At 36.3% G+C, this 25,876-nt stretch carries 24 protein-coding genes and 1 pseudogene; 14 read left to right on the top strand and 11 right to left on the bottom strand.

All coding sequences use genetic code 11. The features are described from left to right. Positions 1 to 250: 250 nt before the first annotated feature. On the bottom strand, positions 251 to 1,141 hold the full coding sequence (locus M0051_RS16240; protein ID WP_306742569.1) for a phosphatidylserine decarboxylase: 891 nt from the start codon (positions 1,139 to 1,141) through the stop codon (positions 251 to 253). Positions 1,142 to 1,335: 194 nt separating this feature from the next. Here M0051_RS16240 and M0051_RS16235 point away from each other — a divergent pair, with 194 nt between their 5' ends. From M0051_RS16235 to M0051_RS16220, 4 genes are read left to right on the top strand one after another with little or no spacing between them, the layout of a single operon-like run. Beyond that, a complete protein-coding gene (locus tag M0051_RS16235) occupies positions 1,336 to 1,872 on the top strand; it encodes a GNAT family N-acetyltransferase (RefSeq protein WP_306742568.1) in 537 nt (178 codons plus the stop codon). Positions 1,873 to 1,886: 14 nt separating this feature from the next. After that, entirely contained in the window at positions 1,887 to 2,765 is an 879-nt protein-coding gene (locus M0051_RS16230) for a zinc-dependent peptidase (protein WP_306742567.1), read from the top strand. Positions 2,766 to 2,780: 15 nt separating this feature from the next. Then, positions 2,781 to 4,238: a sodium:solute symporter gene (locus M0051_RS16225; RefSeq protein ID WP_306742566.1), complete on the top strand. Its 1,458-nt coding sequence runs from the start codon at positions 2,781 to 2,783 to the stop codon at positions 4,236 to 4,238. A 12-nt stretch (positions 4,239 to 4,250) separates the two neighbouring features. Next, the gene (locus M0051_RS16220; protein ID WP_306742565.1) at positions 4,251 to 4,814 is read left to right on the top strand and encodes a DUF192 domain-containing protein; all 564 of its coding nucleotides are present in this window, start codon (positions 4,251 to 4,253) and stop codon (positions 4,812 to 4,814) included. Between the two features lie 185 nt (positions 4,815 to 4,999). On the opposite strand, the gene M0051_RS16215 is transcribed toward M0051_RS16220, so the two are convergent. The 3 genes from M0051_RS16215 to M0051_RS16205 form a co-directional block, all read right to left on the bottom strand. After that, complete coding sequence (locus M0051_RS16215; protein ID WP_306742564.1) at positions 5,000 to 5,863, bottom strand: DUF4382 domain-containing protein; 864 nt, start codon at positions 5,861 to 5,863, stop codon at positions 5,000 to 5,002. Positions 5,864 to 6,340: 477 nt separating this feature from the next. Continuing rightward, positions 6,341 to 6,490 (bottom strand): PspC domain-containing protein, encoded by a 150-nt coding sequence (locus M0051_RS16210; protein WP_306742563.1) that lies wholly within the window; start codon positions 6,488 to 6,490, stop codon positions 6,341 to 6,343. Positions 6,491 to 7,107: 617 nt separating this feature from the next. Beyond that, positions 7,108 to 7,854 (bottom strand): hypothetical protein, encoded by a 747-nt coding sequence (locus M0051_RS16205; RefSeq protein ID WP_306742562.1) that lies wholly within the window; start codon positions 7,852 to 7,854, stop codon positions 7,108 to 7,110. A 726-nt stretch (positions 7,855 to 8,580) separates the two neighbouring features. Between M0051_RS16205 and M0051_RS16200 the strand changes: the two genes are divergently transcribed. From M0051_RS16200 to M0051_RS16175, 6 genes are all read left to right on the top strand, one after another. Continuing rightward, entirely contained in the window at positions 8,581 to 9,858 is a 1,278-nt protein-coding gene (locus M0051_RS16200) for an erythromycin esterase family protein (RefSeq protein WP_306742561.1), read from the top strand. A gap of 108 nt (positions 9,859 to 9,966) precedes the next feature. After that, the gene (locus tag M0051_RS16195) at positions 9,967 to 10,539 is read left to right on the top strand and encodes a WG repeat-containing protein (RefSeq protein WP_306742560.1); all 573 of its coding nucleotides are present in this window, start codon (positions 9,967 to 9,969) and stop codon (positions 10,537 to 10,539) included. 44 nt (positions 10,540 to 10,583) lie between these two features. Further along, complete coding sequence (locus M0051_RS16190; protein WP_306742559.1) at positions 10,584 to 11,075, top strand: hypothetical protein; 492 nt, start codon at positions 10,584 to 10,586, stop codon at positions 11,073 to 11,075. 13 nt (positions 11,076 to 11,088) lie between these two features. Further along, complete coding sequence (locus tag M0051_RS16185; protein WP_306742558.1) at positions 11,089 to 11,586, top strand: hypothetical protein; 498 nt, start codon at positions 11,089 to 11,091, stop codon at positions 11,584 to 11,586. A gap of 131 nt (positions 11,587 to 11,717) precedes the next feature. Then, the gene (locus M0051_RS16180) at positions 11,718 to 12,977 is read left to right on the top strand and encodes a PDZ domain-containing protein (protein ID WP_306742557.1); all 1,260 of its coding nucleotides are present in this window, start codon (positions 11,718 to 11,720) and stop codon (positions 12,975 to 12,977) included. A gap of 240 nt (positions 12,978 to 13,217) precedes the next feature. After that, positions 13,218 to 13,730 carry a DUF3124 domain-containing protein gene (locus M0051_RS16175; RefSeq protein WP_306742556.1) on the top strand — a complete coding sequence of 171 codons (513 nt, stop codon included), beginning with the start codon at positions 13,218 to 13,220 and terminating at the stop codon, positions 13,728 to 13,730. Between the two features lie 193 nt (positions 13,731 to 13,923). Here the strand turns inward: M0051_RS16175 and trpA are convergent, their stop codons facing one another. From trpA to M0051_RS16145, 7 genes and pseudogenes are all read right to left on the bottom strand, one after another. Continuing rightward, positions 13,924 to 14,673, bottom strand: coding sequence for a tryptophan synthase subunit alpha (trpA, locus tag M0051_RS16170; protein ID WP_306742555.1), 750 nt, complete (start codon positions 14,671 to 14,673; stop codon positions 13,924 to 13,926). A 73-nt stretch (positions 14,674 to 14,746) separates the two neighbouring features. Next, positions 14,747 to 15,931, bottom strand: coding sequence for a tryptophan synthase subunit beta (gene trpB, locus M0051_RS16165; RefSeq protein ID WP_373568320.1), 1,185 nt, complete (start codon positions 15,929 to 15,931; stop codon positions 14,747 to 14,749). 30 nt (positions 15,932 to 15,961) lie between these two features. After that, positions 15,962 to 16,558 (bottom strand): annotated as a pseudogene (locus M0051_RS19815) (phosphoribosylanthranilate isomerase); the annotation flags it as partial. A gap of 148 nt (positions 16,559 to 16,706) precedes the next feature. Further along, complete coding sequence (gene trpC, locus M0051_RS16160; RefSeq protein WP_306742553.1) at positions 16,707 to 17,507, bottom strand: indole-3-glycerol phosphate synthase TrpC; 801 nt, start codon at positions 17,505 to 17,507, stop codon at positions 16,707 to 16,709. A 3-nt stretch (positions 17,508 to 17,510) separates the two neighbouring features. Next, on the bottom strand, positions 17,511 to 18,497 hold the full coding sequence (gene trpD / locus M0051_RS16155) for an anthranilate phosphoribosyltransferase (RefSeq protein WP_306742552.1): 987 nt from the start codon (positions 18,495 to 18,497) through the stop codon (positions 17,511 to 17,513). Positions 18,498 to 18,592: 95 nt separating this feature from the next. Next, positions 18,593 to 19,165, bottom strand: a complete 573-nt coding sequence (locus M0051_RS16150; RefSeq protein WP_306742551.1) for an aminodeoxychorismate/anthranilate synthase component II — start codon at positions 19,163 to 19,165, stop codon at positions 18,593 to 18,595. A 3-nt stretch (positions 19,166 to 19,168) separates the two neighbouring features. Beyond that, complete coding sequence (locus M0051_RS16145; RefSeq protein ID WP_306742550.1) at positions 19,169 to 20,569, bottom strand: anthranilate synthase component I family protein; 1,401 nt, start codon at positions 20,567 to 20,569, stop codon at positions 19,169 to 19,171. A gap of 943 nt (positions 20,570 to 21,512) precedes the next feature. Between M0051_RS16145 and M0051_RS16140 the strand changes: the two genes are divergently transcribed. The 4 genes from M0051_RS16140 (at position 21,513) to aroB (ending at position 25,873) form a co-directional block, all read left to right on the top strand. After that, positions 21,513 to 22,676 carry a pyridoxal phosphate-dependent aminotransferase gene (locus M0051_RS16140; RefSeq protein ID WP_306742549.1) on the top strand — a complete coding sequence of 388 codons (1,164 nt, stop codon included), beginning with the start codon at positions 21,513 to 21,515 and terminating at the stop codon, positions 22,674 to 22,676. A 3-nt stretch (positions 22,677 to 22,679) separates the two neighbouring features. After that, positions 22,680 to 23,576: a prephenate dehydrogenase gene (locus tag M0051_RS16135; RefSeq protein WP_306742548.1), complete on the top strand. Its 897-nt coding sequence runs from the start codon at positions 22,680 to 22,682 to the stop codon at positions 23,574 to 23,576. A gap of 80 nt (positions 23,577 to 23,656) precedes the next feature. Then, positions 23,657 to 24,745 (top strand): bifunctional 3-deoxy-7-phosphoheptulonate synthase/chorismate mutase type II, encoded by a 1,089-nt coding sequence (locus M0051_RS16130; protein ID WP_120241961.1) that lies wholly within the window; start codon positions 23,657 to 23,659, stop codon positions 24,743 to 24,745. A gap of 84 nt (positions 24,746 to 24,829) precedes the next feature. Then, a complete protein-coding gene (gene aroB, locus M0051_RS16125) occupies positions 24,830 to 25,873 on the top strand; it encodes a 3-dehydroquinate synthase (RefSeq protein ID WP_306742547.1) in 1,044 nt (347 codons plus the stop codon). The last annotated feature ends 3 nt before the right edge of the window (positions 25,874 to 25,876 follow it).

Below are 25,876 nucleotides of genomic sequence, written 5' to 3'. Positions count from 1 at the left end.
TGGCGAACCCTTTAATTTATAAGAGAAATCAAAAAAACTTGGCATGGATTTTAAACTGCTTACATTAGCATAAGATGAACTTTTGGGATATCACAATGAACTGCCTCTCGCAATTGAAGTAAAAAAGCATTCCCAGTTAAACTGGTTTCAACTTATCTATAAAGTCATGAAGTGATTTATTATAGAGAAAAATTCCACTATAAATTAATCCGCTTATAGTGGTGATAAGACTTGCAAAACAAAGCTTGAATTATTGATGTTTTCTGGCAATATTTTCGCCCATTTTTATTGATGTTTCGTAGCCGTGTCGAGTATTTTCTACAATATCTTTATCGAAAACAACTTTATCCTTCTCGAAGAATAAAACAACTGTAGATCCACCAAAAGCAAAATACCCTTTCTCACTTCCCTTCTCTACAAATGTATCTTTCTTGTAGGTTTGTATAATACTACCTACCATAGTTGCTCCAACCTCAGAAATCAAAATATCGCCATACTCTTCGGTTTTCAGAATGCTATACGCTCGCTGATTCTGACAAAATATTTCTAAACTCTTCTTTAAAGCCAACGGCGAAACCGAAAAGTACTTTCCTTTAATCTTTTTTGATTCTGTAATTATTCCTCCCGCTGGAAAATGATAACGATGATAATCGGCTGGGGCCAATCGAACAATAGCCATTGCTCCATCAACATACTTCTCTGCTAATTGACTATTTCCTAAAAAGCTATTAACAGAAAATTCCGATCCTTTTATAAAGAAAGAATCTACATCTTTAAGCGAAGGAAATGCAAGAATTTTTCCATCAGCTGGTGAAACAATGCCATCTCCAATAGGACGCTTTTTATCTTGAATTTTTCGATAGAAGAAATCGTTAAAATGTTTATATGATTTACTATCAGTTTCATGATAAATGGAAAGATCTATCCCATTTTTTTTAACAAAACGCTTGATTTGTCCTTTAGATAATCGGCTATTCATAAATCTACCTCCAACAGCCGAAACTACCTTTCTCTTTACAAGTACATGCAACGATGCTTTTCCAAAGAAAGATCCATAAAGCCATTTTAGCATACCCTTACCGGGCACTACCTCTTTTTTCACTTCACCACTCTCCCTTTCAATATATTCGATGTACTCCATAAACGTTTTGAGATTATACAAGCTACAAATTTAGCAGTATTTCAAGAATAATCATCAAATTAGTTGGCTCTTTTAGTTGATTTATCCAAGAATTGGGATCATTCACCCTATTCAAAACGAAGAATCATATTCAACATACTTTGCTATCTTTAGTTTTTATTTTATTTAGCAAATCATCATTCATAAACCCGAACATGTATAAACACTTTCCTAAGCTTAACAGTAAAAGGCTGATTATTCGCGAGATGAAATCTACGGATGTAGACATTGTTTATAAATTCAATTCTTCGGAAGATTGTTTGAAGTATATTGTTAGGGAACCATTTCAATCAAAAATTAAGGCTATCGAAAAATTAAATTTCTTTTTAGAGGCCAACAAGAAAGAAACTGCTTATTGGTGGGTATTTACTCTAAAAGAAACTGTCGAAGACATTGGATATGGTGGATTATTTGATATCTCAAAAGAACACAGCCGAGCCGAAATTGGTTATGGAATCATACAAAAACATTGGAACAATGGGTTTATGTCCGAAATTATTGATAAAATCATCCAATTTGGAAAATCATCATTATCATTACACAAAATTTATGCTTATATCTTAGATGGAAATCAGGCATCAATACAACTATTGGAAAAGCGTGGCTTCGAAAAAGAAGCACATTTAAAAGAGCATTCATTCACCAACGGGAAATATTGGGATGAAACAATTTACAGTCTAATCAACAAGTAAGAATATCATATTTCATGAAGTACATTGCAATCCTCTCTATAGGCATATTGGCCTATCTTTTTTTTAAAAAATTATGGTCCAATAAAAACTGGATATCACCAAAAAAACCTTTCCCAGGCAATTGGAGAAACATTCTGATTCAAAAAGTCAGTTTCTACAATAGCCTTACGGCTGAAGAAAAAACAAGATTTGAGTATAAGATTCAAGAGTTTTTATTAAACTGTAGAATTACTGGAATCCATACCAAGGTAGATGATACCGATAGAGTTTTGGTTGCAGCCAGTGCCATAATTCCAGTTTTCGAATTTCCCAATTGGAAATACACCAACCTGTTTGAGGTGCTGCTTTACCCCAACAGCTTTAACGACAAATTTGAAACGCAAGGTGAAGACGCCAGAATATTGGGCATGGTTGGGACTGGTTATATGGAAGGCAAAATGATTCTTTCAAAGCCTGCTCTACTTCATGGTTTCTCGAATGAATCGGATAAGAAAAATACGGCAATTCATGAGTTTGTTCACCTTATCGATAAAATGGATGGCAAGATAGATGGCCTTCCCTCTATATTGATGGAAAAGCAATACTCTATTCCCTGGCTGGACTTAATCAGCAAGAAAATTGATGAAATCTACGAAGAAAAGTCGGACATCAATCCTTATGGAGCAACCAACAAGGCCGAATTTTTTGCAGTAATCAGTGAATACTTTTTCGAAAGGCCAAAACTATTGGCCAGTGCTCATCCTGAACTGTATCAATTGCTGGAAGAGATTTTTAACCAGAATATGTCGCAAAGAAAATTGCTTCGTGCCAAACAAAGTATCAGCAGAAACAGTCCTTGCCCATGCGGAAGCGGATTGAAATTTAAGAAATGCTGTGGCAAACAGCACTATTAATTTTAAACTTCAAGAATGAATCAACTTCAAAATATTTCAATACTTCTACTCATTGCTTATTTCGCAGGAATCATGTTTATTGTTTTGCGATCGAAAGCAAGTAAAAACACCGAAGATTATTTTTTGGCCGGACGTCAACTTCCCTTTTGGGCATTGGCAATAACATTTATAGCATCCTGGTGGGGCGGTGGATCTTCCATCGATTTGGTCGATCATGGATTCAACCAGGGACTTTCCTCCTTCTGGATTTATGGCATGCCTGTGCTATTTTCCACTTTTCTGATGTATCTTTTTTCAAAAGCCATTCGCAAAGTAGGAACCATTACACAACCACAAATCATGGAGATGCGCTACAACAAAACAGTAGCTCTACTCCTATCCATTCTCATTTTGATATTCATGATTTTGGGTGTAGCCACACAGGCGGTTGTTATCGGAAAATTTTTCCAATCCTTCTTCGATATAGATTATAAGATTGCAGCATTAGTCGGAACCAGTATTGTTGTGCTTTATTCTTTCTTTGGCGGATTTAAAGGCGTTGTTGTAACCGATATCATTCAGTTTGTATTCCTTTTAATGGCAGCCATTGTGCTTTTCATATTTGCGTACAATCATTCGGGTGGATTCGAAAAAGTGCAGGAAATCGCGTTAAGCAGAAACAAACCTGAGTTCTTTTCCTTCTTCCACAATTTATCCAACAATTTTGTGTTCATCATCACTTTTGGCTGTTCGTGGATGATACAGGCCAATATATGGCAAAGAATATCAGCTGCAAAACAACCTGGCGATGCAAAAAAAATGATGGGATTAGCTTTTATTGTATTCATTCCATTGTATTTAATGGTAACCTTAACTGGCATGCTTAGCCTGGGTATATATGAATCGGTGCCCGAAGGAGGAATTGTGCCTGCCATAATTCAAGATTACATGCCTTTGGGTTTGGCTGCATTGTTATTCGTAGGTTTGTGCTCAGCCATCATGTCAACCATGGATTCCATGATCAATACCGGAGCCTTGGTTTTGAGTGTTGATGTTTTTAAGAACCGATTCAAGCCAAGCGCCAAAAACCACGAAATGGTATGGGTAGGAAAAATTGCCACACTGGTAATTGCTTTACTTGGCTTACTAATTGCCATTGAAATACGCTCCATCCTAAAAATAACCTGGATTGGTTCCGATTTTCTGGCTACAGGAGCTTTCGTGCCATTAATATTGGCCTTTATCTGGAAAAGAGGAAATTCTATGGCCGCTACCCTTTCCATTATCTTCGGACTGGTGTTTTCAACTTACAACCTGTTGGTTGCGCTTGGCGTTGCATTACCAACTGCCTGGGAGATTGCCTCAGTGCAACAAGCAGCCTATGGAATGATTGGTTCGGCTTTGATTTTTATTATTGTGAGTCTTTCAACCAAAGCTGAACAAGAAAAAGCAGATAACTTTATAAAAACGGCAGGAATGCTCGAAAAGAAATAACGAATTTAAACCATGAAACAAGCAAGCAAAAAGAATAAGAAAAGAAAATCAGCAAAAAGGAAAACCTCATTATTCCAAATTATTGCTCTTATTACAATAGGTATCGCTTTGATCTTTCTGGCTGTTCAGCCAAATTTTAAAAGATCTGCTGATCAAAGCAATAATAAAATAGAAATTCCTTTTACAAAAGAAGGTGAACTATCCTTTATGAGCAAACAGGACAATTCAACGATCAGAACCATAGATATTGAGATTGCAGAAGGTCTAGCGGAAACTGTCCAAGGTTTAATGTACCGTTATTCCATGAGCGATCAACAAGGAATGTTGTTTATTATGGATATCGAAAAAACTCAGAATTTCTGGATGAAAGAAACCTATATTTCTTTGGATATCATCTACGTGAACAGCAATTTTGAAATTGTACGAATTCATGAACGTGCTGTGCCTTTATCAGAGCAAAACATCCCATCCATTAAAAAGGCAAAATATGTAGTTGAGGTGATTGGTGGATTTTGCGATAAGTTTGGCATTGAAGAAGGTGATAAGATCAAATATGAAAGAACTACAAACCAATAAGATCATATTCATTCTGTAATGAAACTCCCATTGCAAGGATAAAGAACCCATAGACTACAAGTATGTAATCCCATACATTTCTACTTTTTCACTATTCCAACTATTCCAGAATTTCAAATAAAAATCCCCATCAGGAAAAAAATTCCTGACGGGGACATTGCATTATTGTTCGACCCTAATTTTTATTATCCTTCGGTACCATCTGTAGTTTCTTCCACTACAGCTTGTAAAGTTACATCTTGCTCTGTTTGATTGGCAGCAGTAATTGCAATACCTTCTACAAGAGCAGACTCAAAACCTTCTTTGGCATACTCAACATTATAAGTACCTGCATCAATACCCAAAACAGTGTATTCGCCATTCTCACCCGTAAATGAAGTAGTATAAACAGTATCAGCAGCAATAATCGCTACCTCAACACCTTCAATTCCTACTTGCTCAGCATCGAATACAGTACCAACCAATCTACCTGCAGTCGATAAGTTAGAAGCTTTAATGGTAGGCTTAAAAATAAATCCGTTAATTCCTGCAGGAGTATCAGGGTTACCCTGTACAACAAACGACTTGCTTACATTAAAATCCAATAACAATTCGGCAGTTAAACCACCAGCAACCTCAACAGATGGATCAATAAAAATTTTAATACCGGTTTGTGCTCCACTTGGAACTTTCAAATCATACTTGGTACCATCTTTCAGTACAATTTCAGCTTGGTCAACATACAATCTGATTAAATCATAAGAACCAACCTCGATATCCATATCTACCAAATTAGCTGTTACCCCATTGCTTAAAGTAAGCAAATTGAACGTTCTTTCTTCTTCGCTTAAAAGAACAAACGGATTCTCTTCTGATTCGCCACTTTTGCGAATTTCAATTTTATTGATCGTAACATTTGCTTCAGCTACCAAATCGGTTGGAAACGGAGCATCAGTTAATTCAAGTTTCAATTTTCCTGTTGTAGCATCTTTGCTTGATGAATCATCGCATGCTGTAACAAACACTCCAAACACAAATGCTGCCAAAATCAACAATACATTTTTCTTCATAGTTCTTTTTAATTTTTAATTATTCGTAATGGTATATTGCTTTTATCTTTTCTAAAATTCAATTTCATGAGTGCAATTAATAATTTTCAAAATCATTATTACTACACCGAATAAATGATCTTATCCCCTACATTCATTTTTATTCTATCAAAAATTTCATTCTGCAAGCAATACTTTTTTCATATAACTTCAGTCATAAACTTTAGTTTGTTCAAGTTTATTTTATGGCTCACTGATGTTAATAGTAAAAACCCTTTAGAATTGACGAACGACTACAATTATACGACTAAATAATTAATTTTCCTGATAAAAGTTACATTATTTCATTTACAGCCTATCCATTGACAGGTTAATTTCTCTTAAACAGCAAGATGATCAGTTACATATCCAAATGCTTTGCATACAAAAAAAAAGACACTGATAAACAGTGTCTCTTGTGCTTCTATGGCCCCGACTTAATAAACCTTTTGATTTACTCTAATTAGAGAACATTTTTACCAGCCACAAAATCAGATACAGGCCAATCCCTACTCCAAAAACCAATACCGATACTACAAAGGCAACTCTAATAAATGTGACATCCCAGCCCAATTTTACGCTTAGCCACTCTGATACTCCTAAAATCATATGTCTTTCTTTTTTTGATGTTTACCCTAATTTAATAGTTTTTTGGGAGGTAGAATTACCTATTAGTTGAAATGAAGTATTTACATGCTAAAGGCTTGGAATGAACTGATGTCAGAAATCTGCAAAGTGGTTCTGTATCATCAAAAAGCTTTTCCGTATCATATAATGTACTTTCCGTGATTAAATTCATAGCTTTCGAGAACTACAATTTCATTTGTGCACACAAAACCAGTAGTTCCGCACCCAATTTGAGTACTTCCGCACAGGTCGACAACATCTCTTTATGTGTGCGGAATAAATTTCCGGGCGTGCGGAAGGGGCACTTTTGCGTGCGGAAGAATTTCCCGGGCGTTCAGAAGAAATATCTCTACGTGCGGAACAAAAAAATTTGCATTCGGAAATACTTCCAAGATGTGCGGATGAAATACTTTGCTGTGCAAAACAAGTTTCTTGGCGTGCAGAAAAGCTTACTGAGCGTGCGGATATACCATATTTCTGTGCAGAAACATAAAAGATCTATTCAATAAAAATGGAGAGTACTGCTACTCTCCATTTTACAACTATAACTGCAAATTATTAATAAAAAAAATTGCAAAACTATTTCATACTTAATTGTGCTATAAATTCGCTTCCTCAGCCTTAGCTTTACGATAGGCAATCATTCGCTCACGATTGTATTTACTAACGTAAGCCTGACGTTTTTCTTGATTTTTTCGGAATACAAACTTCCCGTAATCTCGAATCTCACCTACTACCTCTCGCAAGAGAGTATAGCATTTATCTCTAGTCAGTTTAATGTCATCCTCGAAATACATTTTACCATTCACCTCGCCCAATAGGGTTCCCATTCTATCGGCAATTTCGGCTGCTTTATCCAATTTTTCCACTTCAAAATTAACGGCCGTTAGCAATTCCACATTGTCTTTTCCCAATACCGACAAGCTTGCCATATCCTGTATGGTATCTGCTTTCGAATCTCCTTCCTTAATGGTCGACAGACGCTTTAGCAAATCCTCACGATTTCGGAAAGCAAATTCCATAAAATCGATAAGTTCGTCATGAAGTTCATACATGGTCGGAGCTTCTTTTCTCCAGTTTTCAATGGCCACTTGCTTCAGGGTTTGCTTGGTTTCCCAATTGGCCTGTGCTGTGCGCATGGCTCCCGTAAGGCTTAACAAACGTTCGAGCTTGGTAGCATCGAAATTAAAGGCCTGTAGCATAGGCAAATCTTGCGTGGCGCGAGAATGCAAAGATTCAGCCTCTCCAATAAAAATCCAGTACGGAATGTCACAATACTTGATATTTTCTTCAGGTACTGCTTTAATTTCTTCCAGGTGATCCAGTAAATTTTGCTGATCAGACATAATAATACATTTAAAAGATTAATATTATCCTTCTCCACAAATCCTTCTCCAAAAAAGATAAATTTAAACAACCGAGATGAGTCAATTCTCAATTTTACCATAACACTAACTAATCTATGAATAAATTTATTACTAAGAAAATTTTTTTATTGATTTTTATTTATACTTGTTCATTTTTTATATTCAATTAAAGCTTCTATCCCACTACTCATGCCTGTTTTAAGTCAATTTGAAATATTTTATTTTTATGCAAAATATATTTTTAAAAAGGCAACTTTTCAATGTTTCTTTTTCAACCACTTATAAAATATAATCTTTATCTACCCTAAACTTTATGAAAAAACTAATAATATTCTTATACCATTAAAAAGTGAAGGGGACGTATGATTTTTCTGGGTTCACAAATTCTAAATAACAATCAGCATCTGGCACAATACACAAATTAGCTCCCAAAGTGCAAAATATATTTCATAATTTATAAGGTTTAAAAATTACACTCCCATAAGAGTAAACAATAATGCTTTTCTTGGAATGATCAGGCAAGATGTATAAATTCGGCAATTAGTAAATATAAAGGTTTACAACACACTCAAAATTGTATGTATTATGAAATGAATAATAAGTGGAATACCTGTGACATTGTATTTATCCTGCTTGCACAATTCTATAGCTTGTGCACAACCAAATAACAATAATTCCAAAGTTAAATAACTTATATAAATCCAAATGAATAAAAAAATCATTTTACTTGCTATGATATGCCTGTTGGCTCATCATATGTTTGCCCAGAAAGAATTGGTTAAAGAATTGAATAAGAATATTATTGAACTAAAAACAATTTCTCCAGAAGATGATTTCGATGATCTGAAAGGGATTTCTGAGTTTGTGAAGAACAAGAAACTGATTGGTTTGGGTGAAGCAACGCACGGAACCAGTGAATTCTTTTTGTATAAACACAGGATGATGAAATATCTGGCCATGCATGAGGGATACAGGCTTTTTATTATTGAGGGAGATTTTTCGGGATCGAAAGCGATGAACGATTATGTGCTTCATGGAAAAGGAAGTATTAAAGATGGATTAAAGGAACTTGATTATGGTGTTTGGTATAGGCAAGAATTTGTAGCTTTTATTGAATGGATTAAAGCTTTTAATGTGGACAGAGACCTGGAGGATAAAATTCGCTTTTACGGATGTGATATCAATAGCGAATACGGCGTTTCCCGTAAGTTAAAGAAATATTTGGCCCATCATGACTGTTTGACTGATAAGCTTACCCAGTACTTGAATATGATCATTGAGCAGGATTTGCTAAAACTATTATCCGAGAAGGGTGATAACTGGAAAGATGAAGTGCTTGGAGAGCTGAATACTGCTTTTGCGAAACTGAAGGATAAACAATCGAAGGAATATGACTTCATGCTGCATTGTAAGCGTGAACTGGAACAAAATTTTGAATTGCGAATGGACAATGCCAAAAACTGGATTGTGCTGCGCGATAAATTTATGGCAGAAAATATTGCCTGGATATGCGAGTTTGAACAAAATCGAAAGGCTGTATTCTGGGCACACAATGAGCATGTGAAGAATGATAAAGCAAAATCGGTTCAGAAACCTGTAGGCTATTACCTGAAAGAGAAATTTGGTGAGCAGTATTATTCCTTTGGTTTTGGCTTTAACAATGGTGATATAATTGGCTTTAATAGAACAAAGAGAGCTTTTGATAGTTTTGGAGTACCTGCCATATCACCTAAGAAATCGAGCGACGCTGTTTTTGCTCTGTGTAAATTTGAAAATTTTATTTTCGATGTAAGGTCAGCAAAAGAAAATGAGAAGATAAATAAATTCATTCATGATAATTTATATCACAGGGCTGTTGGAACCATCTTTGCCGCTGAAGGCAAGAAAAGACATCATTTCAGAATTGGTAGGTTGGCAGACAGATTTGATGGAATCATTTTTATCAGAAATACCAGTGCTGCAAAAGTAATTGAAAGTTGGTAGGAAAAATCAATCCTCCTCGCTCAAACTATGTGCTGAAATGCCAAGAAATTATCACGCAATTATCCCTTGCAGTACACTATAAAAAATAAACTTAAAAACATACTATTAATGAAAAAATTATTAAACCTTATATTATTGCTTTTAACCACAATAACTGTTTATTCGCAAGCAGACTACAGAAAAATACATGAGTATGGTGAATACCAGAAGAATTGGGCAAAAGTAAAATCGATTACTGGTGAATATGGAATGATAGACCGAAGTGGAAAAGAAGTTGTTCCTGCTGTTTACAAGAAAATAGAAAAGTTCACCAGAGATAATGGAAATTTAGCGTTGGTAAAATCGATTACCGGTGAATTTGGAATGATCGATAAAAGTGGTAAAGAAGTGATTCCAGCCAAATATTCAAAAATTGGAACATTTAATGAACTTGGAGAAGGATTGGCATTGGTCAAATCGATTGTTCGTACATATGGAATGATAGATAAAAATGGCAATGAAATAATCCCTGCGAAATATTTGAAAATTGGAAAGTTTAATGAAATTGAAGAAGGATTGGCATTGGTTAAATCGATTGTTGGCACTTATGGATATGTTGACAAAAATGGGAATGAAATCGTTGAACCAAATTATTCACTCGAACAGATAGAATCAAAGCAGTACAAAATAATCGAAAATTAAACTCTCCTATTTGAGGAAATTTATAAGCATACAAAGCCAATCACATGAACACAACACTAAAAAAATCACTGGAACAAGAAAGCACAGATGAATTGTTCTTTTATTTCAGACACGATGGTGCCTACAATTTTGAGAAGAAAATAATCGCAGGTAAACTATTAAAAGAAAGAGGTTTCGACAGACAAATCCTTCAAGAAGAGAAGCAGCTATGCATTGAAGAATTGCAAGCTGATTTAAAAGAAGGCGAAACCCCTGGCCTATTGTTCAAGAAAAGCAAACAAGTGGTTATTAGAAAAATGCTCGGCTGGTTAGTTATGTTTTTGCTATTCATGTCGATAGAAATAGTTGTGAATGTAACGCAACCAGAAAAGGATTGGGAATCGATGGGAATTGTTTTTGCCATTGGCCTTAGTCTGATTACATACAGCTTTTATTTCTACAAAAAGCACATCAACAAATTGATGCATGAGGGTGTCAAAAACAATGAATTACTACGTCTTCGCCTGAACTATATTCAGAAGGAGTGGGATTTTTAATATCAACAAATATATGATCAAAAATATACTAAACCTATGTCTTTTAATTCTGACATTATTTTCAGCTAAAGCTCAAAACCAAAGAACAAAAAACAATAGTGTTTTTATTGAACTACTTGGGGCGGCTGGTCATTATTCCATTAACTATGACAAAAGTCTACCTATTCAAAACAATTTTGGGATCAGAATGGGAATAGGATTTTCTCCATCATTAATTGGTGGTCATTCCTCCCCCAGATTCCCGATACAAGTAAAAGTTTACAAGAAATTTAAAAAGCATACATGGGAAACAGGTTTGGCTTTTACACCATATCTTTCGGACAATCCACATATTGGTTTTAGCGAAAAGTTGAAGGATCCTACATTAGCATTATTTGCTCAATTAGGCTACAAACGTTCCATCTTAAAAGATAAGTATTATTGGGGTGTAGGACTAACTCCACTCCTGTTTGACGAAAAAGATTGGGAAGTTTATCCTTGGGCAACATTACGATTTGGATATCAATTTTAATTGCGAGCCAAGTCAGTTCTTTAATATTTACATGTCTAGCTTCTTTGAGATGCTTGACATATTGCTACTTTTATAAAATAATCTAAATTGATTTTTATCCATACACAACTTGAAACAAACAACATAAATTTATGGGCTTATTGTATTTGTGGTATTATTATCTGATTATTGGAACAATATTGTTGACCGGTAAGGCTATCGCTTGTAAACTATTGGGAATGCACCACAATCATTATCAAATTGGTTATTCTCCCACTCTTTGTCGATTTAGACTATTTGATGTTACTTTTTCCATTGGCATTGTAATTCCCATTCCTTGGTTGTTTAAGATCTATGAAATTCATGACAATGAAAAAAGAAAACCTACTCCTATTTGGCGGAAAAGAGAATATCCCTTTACAAAGAGGTTAGGTGGAATTCTCGGTGGATTTGTCATGCTTTATTTAATTGCTACCATCCTATATGCTATAAGTTATTATACTACAAATCGTGTTTACCTTTCTATTGACAATGTTAATGAAAATGGTATTTATGTTGATTCAACAGGTTATGAATTAGGCTTTAGAACTGGTGATGAAATTCTTAAGATTGAAGGAAAGTCATATGAAAGATTCAATGATATTAAGAAAATCATGCTTCTAAATAAAGCTGGTCATTTTACCATCAATAGAAACGATTCTGTGCAAGAACTTGTAATTGATTCGAACAAAGCCATTCAAGAAATCATTTCCCAAAAGAGTGAGCTATTCTATCCTGTTTTTGCCAAATATCCCTTAAGAGTAGAATCAGTTATTCCAATTAGCTATGCATATGATGCTGGGATTAAAAAAGGAGATGAAATCATTACTGTGAATAACGATACCACATTTTTCTATCGAGATTTTGCAAAAAGCATACAATTAAATCGGAACAAAGCTGTCCAACTGGGTATTCGAAGAAACAATTCAAATGATTTGATTTTTATGGATGTGCAAAAAGATGAATATGGCACAATAGGCATAAATATCGAGGAAACCTTAAAGCGTACAAATGAAAAAAAATCGTTATTAAAATCATTAAATGCAGGAAATGTATTTATGTCCAATTATTTTAATCAAATGTGTTTGATATTTGGTAAGGAAGAAACTGTTAAAAGAAATGGTGGCTTTGTTACTTTGGGTAATGTTTTTCCAGAACCATTCCCTTTCTTAAGAAGAATATCTATTATTCTATTAGCATATATCTGCATACATATTATTCCAAGCCCAATTACAGACACCAGATTTTTGATTGCTTTACTTTTAGATCAATTCATCAAATTACCTCAAAATGCTTCAATATGGATAGGATGGATCGTATTAGTTCCTATGGTATTGTACACTAGCATTATGGATTTATTGAAAATATTTTAAGCACAATAGGTTAAAATCCAAAAAGAAATCCAGAAACTTAAATGCCTGTCTAATCATCGATCACAATTTGATTACATGTCAAGCATCTTTGGCCAGATTGGATAGAAAGACAACCCCTTTTGGTAATGAATCTAATCTTGTGTATTTCTTTAAACTTCTTTTGTGTAAGAATATTGCGATTGAAAAAAATCAGTATCTTCAAAATTGGAATTACTTACCAGTCAATAAATAATTGAGAACATGAGAAAAACAATTGAAATACTGATTCTACTCCTGATTGTAATGGCTTGTAGTGACAAGTCAAATAAATATCCTATTAAACAAGGAAGTTGGGAAAGCAAAGAAATCAAGATCGATAGTATTGAGAAGTATTTTCATGGAAAAACATACCTTCCGGTTTATTCTCACATCTATCATCATCACGAACACAGAACATTTGATCTTACCACTACGGTAAGCATCCGCAATGTATCTGTAAATGATTCGGTTTTTCTGCTTAAGTCAAATTATTACAATACAGTTGGCGAGAACATCAGGCAATACCTAAAAAAGCCCATTTATTTAAAGCCACTTGAAACTTTGGAAATTATTATTGAAGAGCAGGATACTGAGGGAGGTTCTGGTGCAAATTTTATTTTTGACTGGGCCATGAACAATGATAAAAATCCCCCACTATTTGAAGCTGTAATGATTTCTACCTCTGGTCAACAAGGTCTTTCTTACACAACCAGAGGAGTACAAGTTTTTGAATAGTCCCATTCTATCGATTTCCCTTTTAATATTGGTGTTACGAATTGGAACTTGCTCTAAAAAAACACCGCACGAGAAAACACGTGCGGTAATTCATAAAATGGTTGATAGTTAGAGTCAAGGGATTGCCTTGGCTTTATTTTTGAATGCTATTTGAAACTGCCATCAGACTGTAAAAACTGACGGGAGTAGTTCTTTATTGTAAGGATTCCAGAAATTCTGAAGTATTTCCTTTTTCTAATGCCTTAATAAATGCGGTTCCAATTATGGCACCATTCGAAAAGCTGGCTGCATGTTGGAAACTAGCTTTGTCATGTATTCCGAAACCAATAAGAGATGGAATATCAAGAGCTGCAATTTTCTTGAAGTAAGCTTCGCGTTCTTTACTGGCTTGCAATGCCCCACCCGTTGTGGCAGCTGTAGAAACCATGTATAAAAATCCACTGGCAGCTTTCTCGATAATGGCCAAACGCTTATCGGTAGTCTGCGGTGTTACCAATAAGACATTGTGCACTCCCGCTGCCTCAAATTTTACTTTGTATTCTTCCTGGTACTCTTCCAAAGGTAAATCAGGTAAGATTACGCCATCAATTCCTACATTTTGGCATTCTGTGAGAAAAGCATCTACACCAAATTTGTAAACGGTATTCCAGTAGCCCATTAAAATCAAAGGTATTTTAATTGTTTTTCGTGCATCTTTTAGCTGATCAAACAAAAGCTGCAAGCTCATGCCATTGTCCAAAGCCTGTTTGGCTGCGGATTGAATTACTGGTCCATCTGCCAAAGGATCAGAAAAAGGGATGCCAATTTCTACCAAGTCGACACCTTTAGCTTGCAATAGTTGTAAGGTTGGAAGCGTATCTTCCAGTTTAGGATATCCCGCAGGAAAGTAGATGGATAAGATATCCTTTTGTTTATTTTGAAATAATTGATCGATTCTGTTCATTGTTAGTTTTATTAGAGACGCACGGCCGTGCGTCTGTACTTAAAAAATAGTGCGTCTGTACGAAATTCAAATATTAATTGAATTTCTTCATGTAGGTTTCCATATCCTTATCGCCACGTCCCGAAAGATTCAGCACTACCACATCATCATTCTTGAACTGTATTTTTTCCAGTGCAGCCAGTGCATGTGCCGATTCCAATGCCGGAATAATGCCTTCTGATTCTGCCAACACTTTGGCGGCATTGAGTGCCTCATCATCGGTAGCCGACAGGAATTGCGCTCTTCCCGAAACAGCCAAATGAGCATGCAATGGCCCAACTCCAGGGTAATCCAATCCTGCAGATATGGAGTACGGTTCAGTAATTTGACCATCTTCATCCTGCATCAACATGGTTTTGCTTCCGTGGATAAAACCGATATCACCAATAGTGATGGTTGCTGCAGTTTCTCCACTGTCAACTCCCAATCCAGAGGCTTCAACTGCTACCAGATTCACATCTTTCTCATTCAGGTAATGGTAAAATGCACCAGCAGCATTACTTCCTCCACCAACACATGCAATTACATAGTTTGGATTTGGATTTCCTGTCTCCTTTTCCAATTGCTCGCGAATTTCTTTCGAAATAATCGATTGTAGGCGCGTTACCAAATCAGGATAAGGGTGTGGGCCAACCACCGATCCAATTAGGTAGAATGACTCTGGGTTTGCAATCCAATCGCGAATCGCTTCGTTGGTAGCATCTTTCAAGGTTTGATTTCCCGAAATTGCAGGAACTACCTTCGCTCCCAACATTTTCATACGGGCCACATTGGGTGCTTGCCTTTCTACATCCAAGGCTCCCATATACACTATACACTCCAAGCCAAACAAGGCGCAAACCGTAGCTGTTGCCACACCATGCTGACCTGCTCCTGTTTCGGCAATAATTCTCTTCTTTCCCATATACTTGGCCAATAGAATTTGCCCAATGGTATTGTTGATTTTATGTGCTCCCGTGTGGGTTAAATCCTCACGCTTCAGGTAGATATTGGTTCCATATCGTTTTGACAGATTTCCGGCTTTGGTCAATGGCGTAGGACGACCAACATAGTTATCCAATAAACGAGCATAATCTTTCTTGAATTGCTCCGAGGCCAATATCTTTAGGTAATTCTCCTGCAGTTCATCTACATTTTTACGAAGCAATTCAGGAATATAAGCTCCACCGAATTCTCCATAGTAACCTCTTTCGTCAACTGCATATTTATCTTTGTTCATTGTATTCAATTCTAATTTGTTTAGGAAGATCTCCAACTGATCTGCATTTTTCTTAGCAGGTTGCAATTCAAATCCTGAATTCAGATCCAGAGCATAAAGCTTATCGTGTGACAATTGTTTAATCTGCTCCGCATCTTGAGCTCCTATTCCACCGCTCAGGAAAAATGGAGTCGATCCTTTGTAATTTTCCAATACCTTCCAATTGAATTTTCTGCCACTACCTCCGTAGTTTTCAGTTTTGGTATCGAATAGGTAGAAATCACAAACATTTTCATATTCATCCAAGCTATTAAATTGAAAGCTATCATTCATTTGAAAGGCTTTAATCACCTCAAAACCTGCTTCTTTTACTTTTTGGCAGTATTCTACTGATTCGCCACCATGCAACTGCATGGCATCCAGCTTGTATTTCTCTCCTTTTACCAATAATACATCCAATTCTTCGTTCACAAAAACCCCAACTTTACGAGTGCTTTTGGGAAATAGGGCTGGAATTGCAGCTTCAAATTCTTCGCCAACATATCTTGGTGATTTTGGATAGAAGATAAATCCTGCATAATCGACTGGCAATTGCGTCAACTCCTTGATGTTCTTGCTATATTTTAATCCACAAACTTTGATTTTCATTTTGGTTAATTTGAGTTAGGTTGTTTTATTTCGAGTTTACCCCCCCTAATTCACCCTGAAAGGGGGATTTTGGTTTCTGCAAAAGATAAATTATTATCAAACTTGATTCCTATTACCTTATCATTCTCCCTTCGGGAAATATAAATCATCATTTATTGCTAATCTCTCTGATTAGTTCTTTGCAGGCGTCTCCCGGGGATTCTTGTTTCATAAAATACTCTCCCATCAGGAATGCCTGAAATCCTTTGTCTCTCATTTCTTTCACGATACCCGAATTACTTAAGCCACTCTCCGCCACGCGAATCATATCTTCAGGTAACTTACTGGCCAGTTGAATCGATTTATCGGTATCAACCACAAAAGTCTTTAAGTTTCGATTGTTGATACCTACCAAATCCACAAACTTATTTACATGTTCAAGTTCCGATTCATCGTGAAGTTCAAGAAGCACTTCCATACCCAATTCCTTTGCCAGGAAAGCAAAATCCATACAACGTTGAGGCGTTAGGATAGCTGCAATCAGAAGAATTACATCAGCTCCCATGGCTTTCGATTGGTAAATCTGGTAAGGATCAACAATGAATTCTTTGCGTAGAAGTGGAATTTGTAATGTTTTCCTTGCAGTATCAAAATCTTCAGCCTTTGCGCCAAAGAAACTCTCATCTGTTAAGACCGAAACCATTGATGCACCAGCTTGCTGGTATTTTCCTACCACCTCATTTGGAGTTGCAGTTCCATTGATTACACCCTTTGAAGGAGATTGACGCTTGAATTCAGCAATTACACCAGAGGCTCCTGCTTTCGTTATCGATTCTTTTGCCGAATAGCACTTTCTCTTGAAATTCTCCTCACTCATTACCTGGTAAATAGGCTGCTTCATTTTTTGCACAGCAACTTCAGACAACTTCTTCTGAACGATCTGATCTAATATATTTGCTTTTGCACTCATCTTCTAGTTCGTTAATTTCTTCAACACCTCATATGCCTTTCCAGATTCTAAAGACTCAACCGCTCTTGCAATTGCATCACCCCTGCTGATTTCAGGATGCAGACAATGAATTGCCAAACCTGCATTTCGGGTAACCACAGCATTTTGCGCATCGGTTCCCTCTCCTTTTAGGATATCAGTAAATATCTTAGCTGCCTGCGCTACACTCTCTCCTCCATACAATTCGCTTGGATTTAGTTTTCTATACCCCAATTCTTCTGGTTCTAACAATTCTTCCATGCAATTTCCAATCAGTTTTACCTTATCGGTTAATGAAACCTCATCGTAACCATCAACACCATGAATAATGGTATATTTTGAATCGGTTTGCTGCAGCAAATACTGATACAATCGTGCCAATTCCAAATCAAACACACCAACAATCTGATGCTTTGGTTTCGAAGGATTCACCAAGGGGCCCAGCATGTTAAAGAAAGTTCGTACACCCAAGTTACGACGAATTGGAGCAATATTCTTCATGGCAGGATTGAATAATGGTGCATGCAAAAAGCAGATTCCAGCTTTGTCCAAATCTCTTTTCAGATCTTCTTCCTTGCTTTTAAACTGGTAACCCAATTCTTCCATCACATTTGAAGAACCACTTAATGAAGAAACACCATAATTCCCATGTTTGGTAACCATTTCGCCTGCCCCAGCTACAACAAATGATGCTAAGGTTGATATATTAAAGGTATTTTTTCCATCACCTCCTGTTCCACACAAATCAACTCCATTGTATTCCGATAAATCAACAGAGATCCCAAGCTCCAATAATGCCTCACGAAAACCGGTCAACTCTTCAACCGTAATGCTACGCATCATGAAAACCGTTAGAAAAGAGGTGATTTGAAATTCATTGAATTCCCCTTTGGTAATCTGAATCAGAACCTCCTTGGCTTCCTCTTGTTTCAGGCTTTTGTGTTCGAATAAGTGTTGTAATATATTTTTCATGTTATCTTTTTAAGCATTCAGCTGTCAGCTCACAGCTTTTAGTATTTAAATTTCTAATCATCCTTCATTATTTGCAGCAAACTCTCCACATTCACTCATTCACTCCCAAGCCAATTCTCAATCATCTTCATTCCATCAGGAGTTAAAACTGATTCAGGATGAAATTGAACACCTTCTACATCATATTCTTTGTGGCGAATTCCCATAATTGCACCTTCCGAATCACGACAAGTAATTTCAAGACAATCAGGCAAATCCTTCTCTACCACGTTCCACGAATGATATCTTGCTGCCTTAAATTCCTGCTCAATTCCTTTTAAAACTCCTTGATCGGATTCTGTTCTGAAAATAGAAGTTGCCACACCATGATATACCGTATTTAAATTTTCGATACTACCACCAAAAACCTCTGCAATAGCCTGCTCTCCCAAACAAACACCCAAAATCGATTTTGTAGCTGCATATTCTTTAATCAAGTCTTTTAGAATGCCTGCCTCATCAGGAATCCCAGGACCTGGAGACAATAAAATCTTATCGTATTTGGCTACTTCCTTCAGTTCTATTTCTCTGTTTCTGTAAACTTCAATATCATTAGCTCCCAGCTTTCGCAGATATTCAACCAAATTATAGGTGAACGAATCGTAATTATCTAATACCAAAATTTTCATAGTCTAAATATTTTGTGCCAATTCCATTGCTTTACGCAAAGCTGCCAGCTTGTTACTTACCTCGTTTAATTCACTCTCTTCGCTCGATTTTTCAACTACTCCAGCACCTGCCTGATAATACAATCTGTTGTTCTTGCTTAGGAAAGAACGAATCATAATGGCTTGATTTACCTCTCCATTAAAACCCAAAGCTCCAATGCAACCACCGTAAAAACCACGTGCAGTTGGTTCATAATGGTCGATCAATTGCATGGCTCTGTATTTTGGTGCTCCCGATAAAGTTCCTGCAGGAAAGGTATCTCCCATCAACTGGAATGGATTGTAATCATCAGGTAACTCTCCTGATACCTTCGACACCAGGTGAATTACATGCGAAAAGTATTGCACCTCGCGGAAGGTTTCCACTTTGATATTTTGTGCATCACGACTCAAATCGTTTCTTGCCAGATCCACCAACATTACATGTTCGCTTTGCTCCTTCTCATCGTTAAGTAGTTCCTCGGCCAAAGCTGCATCTTTTACAGCATCGCCAGTACGTTTAAATGTTCCGGCAATTGGATGGATGTATGCTTTCTTGTTCTTGATTTCGATTTGTGCCTCAGGCGAAGAGCCCATAATTCGGTACGAACCATAATCGAAATAGAACAAATAAGGCGATGGATTAATTGATCGAAGTGCACGATACAAGTTAAAATCATCACCTTTATAATCATGTGAAAATTGTCTTGACAATACAATCTGGAAAACGTCTCCTCTCTTGCAATGTTGTTTTCCTTTGCTTACCATATCCATATAGGTCTTGTCACCCATATTGGATTGCTCCTGTCCTTCCAACGAAAAAGTAAAAGCTGGCAAAGTTCTGTTTCTCAACAGATCAGAAACTTCACGAATTCTGGATTCATTTCCATTTTCCACCAACTCAATAATCTTCAAGGTATTGTTAAAGTGGTTTACCTCAATGATAAAACGATAAAGAGAATAGCGCATTTGCGGAATTCCAGATTGTTTTTTATCTGTATTAAATTCTAAATCCTCGAAAAAAGGCACAGCATCGTAAGCTGTATACCCAAAAAGAGCATTTGCCTTGGTCACATTCTCCTTGTCTTCCAAATCAAATTGATTGACAAAAGCTTTCAATCGATCCGAAACAAATCGTTTGCCTTTTCCTCTTGCATCAATATATTGCCTGTTCCCAAAAACTTCCTCAATCAAATCACCATCCTTTAACTGAATACTGGCAATTGGTTCCAAGGCAATAAAAGAACTTGCATTTTCCGGACTATGATAATCCGAACTCTCCAATAGAATCGCACAAGGAAATCGATCTCGAAGTTTTAGGTACATACTCACCGGTGTAATTACATCGGCAAGCATTTCTTTTTTCAGGTATTTAAATTTTATCATGACTAATAGTTATTTCAGGACTGGTTAAAAAAAAAGCGGCCTACTGAGTTTCAGTAGGCCGCTTGCTTTATCTTTTCTTTCGTTTGATTTTAGCACATAGGGAGGACACTTCCGCTCATGGTATTTGAGAGATTACAGTTGTACCACCACCAATATTTGCTATTTAATCCGAACATTTTTTTCGTTTTTTGTCTCTACAAATCTAAAGAATTATTTTTTCAAATTCCAAATACAATTTTTCAATTCACCTTAAATTTCTATTCTCCACAAGCTCTGTATCCCTTTTAAACATTACACTTCAAAGCGAATGTGTTTTTTTTGTTAATTTTTAAATTTCATGTTTAACCTTAAGATTATTTCCATCACACCCTTTTTTAGAAGGGGTAGTATTGAAAAAAGAGATTATTTTCAAAATCTTCCCCCATATTCTCATAACAACAACAGAAAAATTAAAATTCTTTAAAAAGTTCTGAAAAGCCTGATTTTACTAACTAAAGAGCAATCTAAATTAACCTACTCAAACGTTAACGTTTCATTAAGTAAAGCAATTTAAATTTGCAGGTAAAAAATTAATTCATACATTTGAATCAGAATTAACGCAAAAAACAGTGATGAAAACAGTATCTACATACATTTCTAATTTTTATTATTTCTGGTTTTACTTTTATCCAACAAGATAAGGGCGAGAATTGATATGTAGTAATACGAAGAATATAAATCAAAGGTCTTGCCCAACAGGTAAGACCTTTTTTTATGAATAAATTGAAGCATGAGTAACAAAGCATTTACATACCGATTTTACTTTTATTATTTCTGGTTTAACACAAATCGGGCGGGATGCCTTATACCATAACTCAAGTAAAAAGTATAAACGATCCTGCCCGAAAAGAGCAGGATTTTTTTTTGAACAAAACCAAAACCACAATTTTTAACAAACATAGAAATGATTCAACCAGCTAACAGAACTCAGGTAATTAAGGAGTACTACTTCTCAGTAAAACTGAAGGAGATTGCTCGTATGAACGAGGGTGAAGTAAAAGTTCTAAACCTTGGAATTGGAGATCCGGATATGACTCCTTCTGAAGACACATGGAACTCATTAAAGGAAGCATGTATTCATCCCAAAAGTCATGGATATCAGAGCTACCAGGGAATTCCTGCCTTACGCCAGGGATTTTCGAACTGGTACAAAACTTATTTTGATGTGGACATTAATCCTGATAGTGAAGTTCTGCCACTTATGGGATCGAAGGAAGGCATCATGATAACTTCTTTGGCTTACCTAAATGAAGGCGACGAAGTTTTAATACCAGATCCGTCCTATCCAACTTACAAGTCGGTAAGCAATTTACTGAGTGGTAAAATCATTTCTTATCCGCTTTGCGAAGAGCAAAATTGGCAACCAGATCTTGATGAATTGGAAAAAAGAGATCTGTCAAAGGTAAAAATCATGTGGATCAATTATCCACACATGCCAACTGGAGCAAGAGCCAGCAAAGATTTATTGAAGAAGATTGTTACATTTGGAAGAAGGCACAAAATATTGATTGTAAACGACAATCCATACAGCTTTATTCTGAACGATCAGCCAATGAGCATTATGAGTATTGAAGGAGCCAAAGATTGTTGTCTGGAACTGAACTCATTAAGCAAGTCGCACAATATGCCAGGCTGGAGAGTTGGAATGATCTGCGGAAGCAAAGAACTTCTGGAACCGGTTTTAAAAGTTAAAACCAATATGGATTCTGGAATGTTCTATCCAGTACAACAAGCTGCCATTAAAGCTCTAAGTCATGACAAAAGCTGGTACGAATCGATCAATCAGGTTTACAAAACCAGAAGAGAGTTGGTTTTTTCATTAATGAAATTGATCAATTGTAAGCCGAGCCAGGATCAAAGTGGAATGTTTGTTTGGGCATCAATTCCTGATCAGTACAAAGATTGTTACGAATTAAGTGATGAGATTTTAAAGCAAGTAAAAGTATTTATTACTCCTGGAGGAATTTTTGGAGAGCAAGGAAAAAGATACATCAGAATTTCTTTATGCAGCAGCGAATCTGTAATGAATGAGGCAATTCAACGTATCGAAAAATCAAGAAAAAACTAAAAAATGATAGTTTCAGTTATAGGATTAGGACTAATTGGTGGCTCTATTGCTTTGGATTTAAAGCAAAGAGGATTTGCTGACAAGGTGATTGGAGTGGACAATAATCCAATGCATGCACATCAAGCCAAAAAGTTGGGTATTGCAGATGAAATACAGGATTTAAGAACTGCGGTTGAATCATCTCATCTGGTAATTCTTGCCATTCCGGTAAGTGCATGTCTTAAATCTCTTCCGCAAATAATGGACATGGTAGATCAGCAGATTGTAACCGATTTGGGATCGACTAAAGAACAGTTGATAGAATCCATAGCAAATCATCCAAAAAGAAAGCAATATGTTCCTGCCCACCCAATGGCGGGTACCGAATTTTCTGGTCCACAAGCGGCACACTCAGGATTGTTTGATGGCAAATGTTCTATTATTTGTAATCCTGAAGATTCGGACAAAGAAGCGGTTAACATGATTAGCGACATGTTTCACACATTACAAATGCGATGCGTATACATGGATGCAGAGGTACACGACAGACAAACTGCCTATGTTTCTCACCTTTCGCATATCAGCGCATTCGCCTTGTCGCTAACCGTTTTGCAGAAGGAAAAGAAAGACAAACACATTTTTGAATTGGCAAGTGGTGGTTTCGACTCTACCGTTCGATTGGCAAAAAGTTCGGCCGAAATGTGGACACCAATTTTCCATCAGAACAAAAAGAACATTGGTAAAGTCCTTCAAAAATATATCGATACACTACAGCAATTTAAAGATCGAATTGAACATGACGATTTAAAAGGAGTTGATGATTTGATTAATGAAGCCAATGACATTCGTAGGGTTTTAGATAAAAAAGAAAGAAATGAAGCTGAAACCATTAAGAATGCAAAAAGAATAAGAAGAGCCTGAAAAGGATAAAGTATTAAGGAAAAAGCAAGAAATAAACCAAATTTTTAATCACTCGGAATAAGAGTAAATATCAAAACAGAATGAGCAAAAAAATTGAAATAGCAGAACTAAGCAGTTGGCCAATCGAAAATATTGACAGACCATTAATTATTGGTGGTCCTTGTAGTGCTGAAACAGAAGAACAAGTATTGGAAACAGCAAGAGGAATCAAAGCCGCAGGAATTCCTATTTTCCGTGCAGGTATCTGGAAACCAAGAACTCGCCCAAATAGTTTCGAAGGAATTGGCGCCCAAGGGTTAATCTGGCTACAAAAGGTTAAAGCTGAAACAGGAATGCTAACCGCAACTGAGGTTGCCAACGCAAAACATGTTGAATTGGCGCTTGGTGCAGGTGTTGATATTCTTTGGATTGGCGCAAGAACTACTGTAAATCCTTTCGCTGTACAAGAAATTGCAGATGCATTACGAGGTCATGATATTCCGGTATTGGTAAAAAATCCTATTAATCCAGATTTGGAATTATGGATTGGAGCAATTGAAAGACTAAGTGCAGTAGGTTTAACCAAACTAGCTGCAATTCACAGAGGTTTTTCTACCTACCAAAAATTAAAATACAGAAACGATCCGCAATGGCAGATTCCAATTGAGATGAAAAGAAGATTGCCAAACTTGCCAATGTTCTGCGATCCTAGCCACATTACCGGTGACAGAGCTTACCTGGAAGAAGTAACTCAAAAATCGATGGATTTGAACTACGAAGGTTTGATTATTGAATCGCACTGCAAACCAGAAGAAGCATGGAGTGATGCAAAACAACAGCTGACTCCTAAGACACTTGAAGAACTTTTAGCTAACTTAGTGCTTCGTGATCCTGAAGCTGACAACGAAGTGATCAATAACACATTGGGTGAATTGAGACACTTAATTGATGACTTCGATCAGAAACTTTTGGAATTACTGGAAAACAGAATGCAGGTTGCCAAAACAATTGGTCATTACAAAAAAGAAAATAACATTACTGTATTACAAAATAAACGTTGGGGACAGATTCTTGAAAAGAGCCTTGAAAACGGGAAGAAAAAAGGATTCAGTGAACAATTCATTAATAATTTGTTCAAAGCAATTCACCAGGAGTCAATCAACCAGCAGGAAGACATCATGAATTCGTAACTTGAGATAAAAGAACTTAGATATGAGAGTTAAGGTATTTAATTCTCATATCTATCCTCTAAAATCTAACATCTATATAAAAAAATGAAAAGCATACACATCGAAAATCAGAACAGCACAATCTTAATTGGTGAATCCTATCTTAACATTAAAAAATACTTACCTGAGAAGAAGTGCTTTTTAATTTGCGATGAAAATATATACGCTCATTACAAAAGTTTTATCGATGATTTTGATCACATTATAATTGGCTGTGGCGAAGGGATTAAAACCTGGTCATCGGTAGAAAAGATTGTAGAAAAATTGCTTGAATCCGGAGCCGATAGAAACAGCTACCTATTGGGAATGGGTGGCGGATTGGTCTGTGATGTTACAGGCTTTGTTGCTTCTATCTTTATGCGAGGATTAGAGTTTGGATTCATCTCTACTTCCCTTTTATCGCAAGTAGATGCAAGTGTTGGCGGAAAAAACGGAATCAATTTTGGCAAGCTCAAAAATATGATTGGTGTTTTCAATCCTCCCCAGTTTGTAATTTGCGATCCGCAACTGCTAAAAACATTGCCTGAACGCGAAGTGAGAAGTGGTTTTGGAGAAGTGATTAAACATGCTTTCATTAAGGATAAAGATCTTTTCGAGTTTTTGAAAGACAATAAGGATGCACTGTTAAAGTTGGAACCAAAACTAATGGAAGATTTGATTTACAGAGCAGTATCAATCAAAACTGATGTTGTAAACAACGATCCATTTGAAAGAGGTGAGCGTAAAAAGTTGAATTTTGGTCACACCATTGGTCATGCTATCGAAAACAATTCTGATTTAACGCATGGCGAGGCCGTATCAGTAGGAATGGCTTTGGCAACAAAACTATCAGAAGAATTGTGTGGCTTGAATACTGAGCAAAGCTCAGAGGTCATTTCTCTTCTCAAGAAATTCAAGCTACCTGTTGATCATGAAGTTCCTGCGGGAACCATTAATGATTTTCTGATTAAAGACAAGAAAAAGAATCGCTCTTCTATCGACTTTATACTATTAACAAAAATTGGAGAAGCTTGCATCAAGTCAATTCCAATTGAAGATTTAAAAAGCAAGGTCATTCAGCTTTGCAAAGACCCAAAACCAATACAATAACCA

It is taken from the genome of Marinifilum sp. D714, from assembly GCF_030851345.1.
In the GTDB taxonomy this organism is placed as follows: domain Bacteria; phylum Bacteroidota; class Bacteroidia; order Bacteroidales; family Marinifilaceae; genus Marinifilum.
This window is presented reverse-complemented; position numbering and strand designations above follow the sequence as displayed.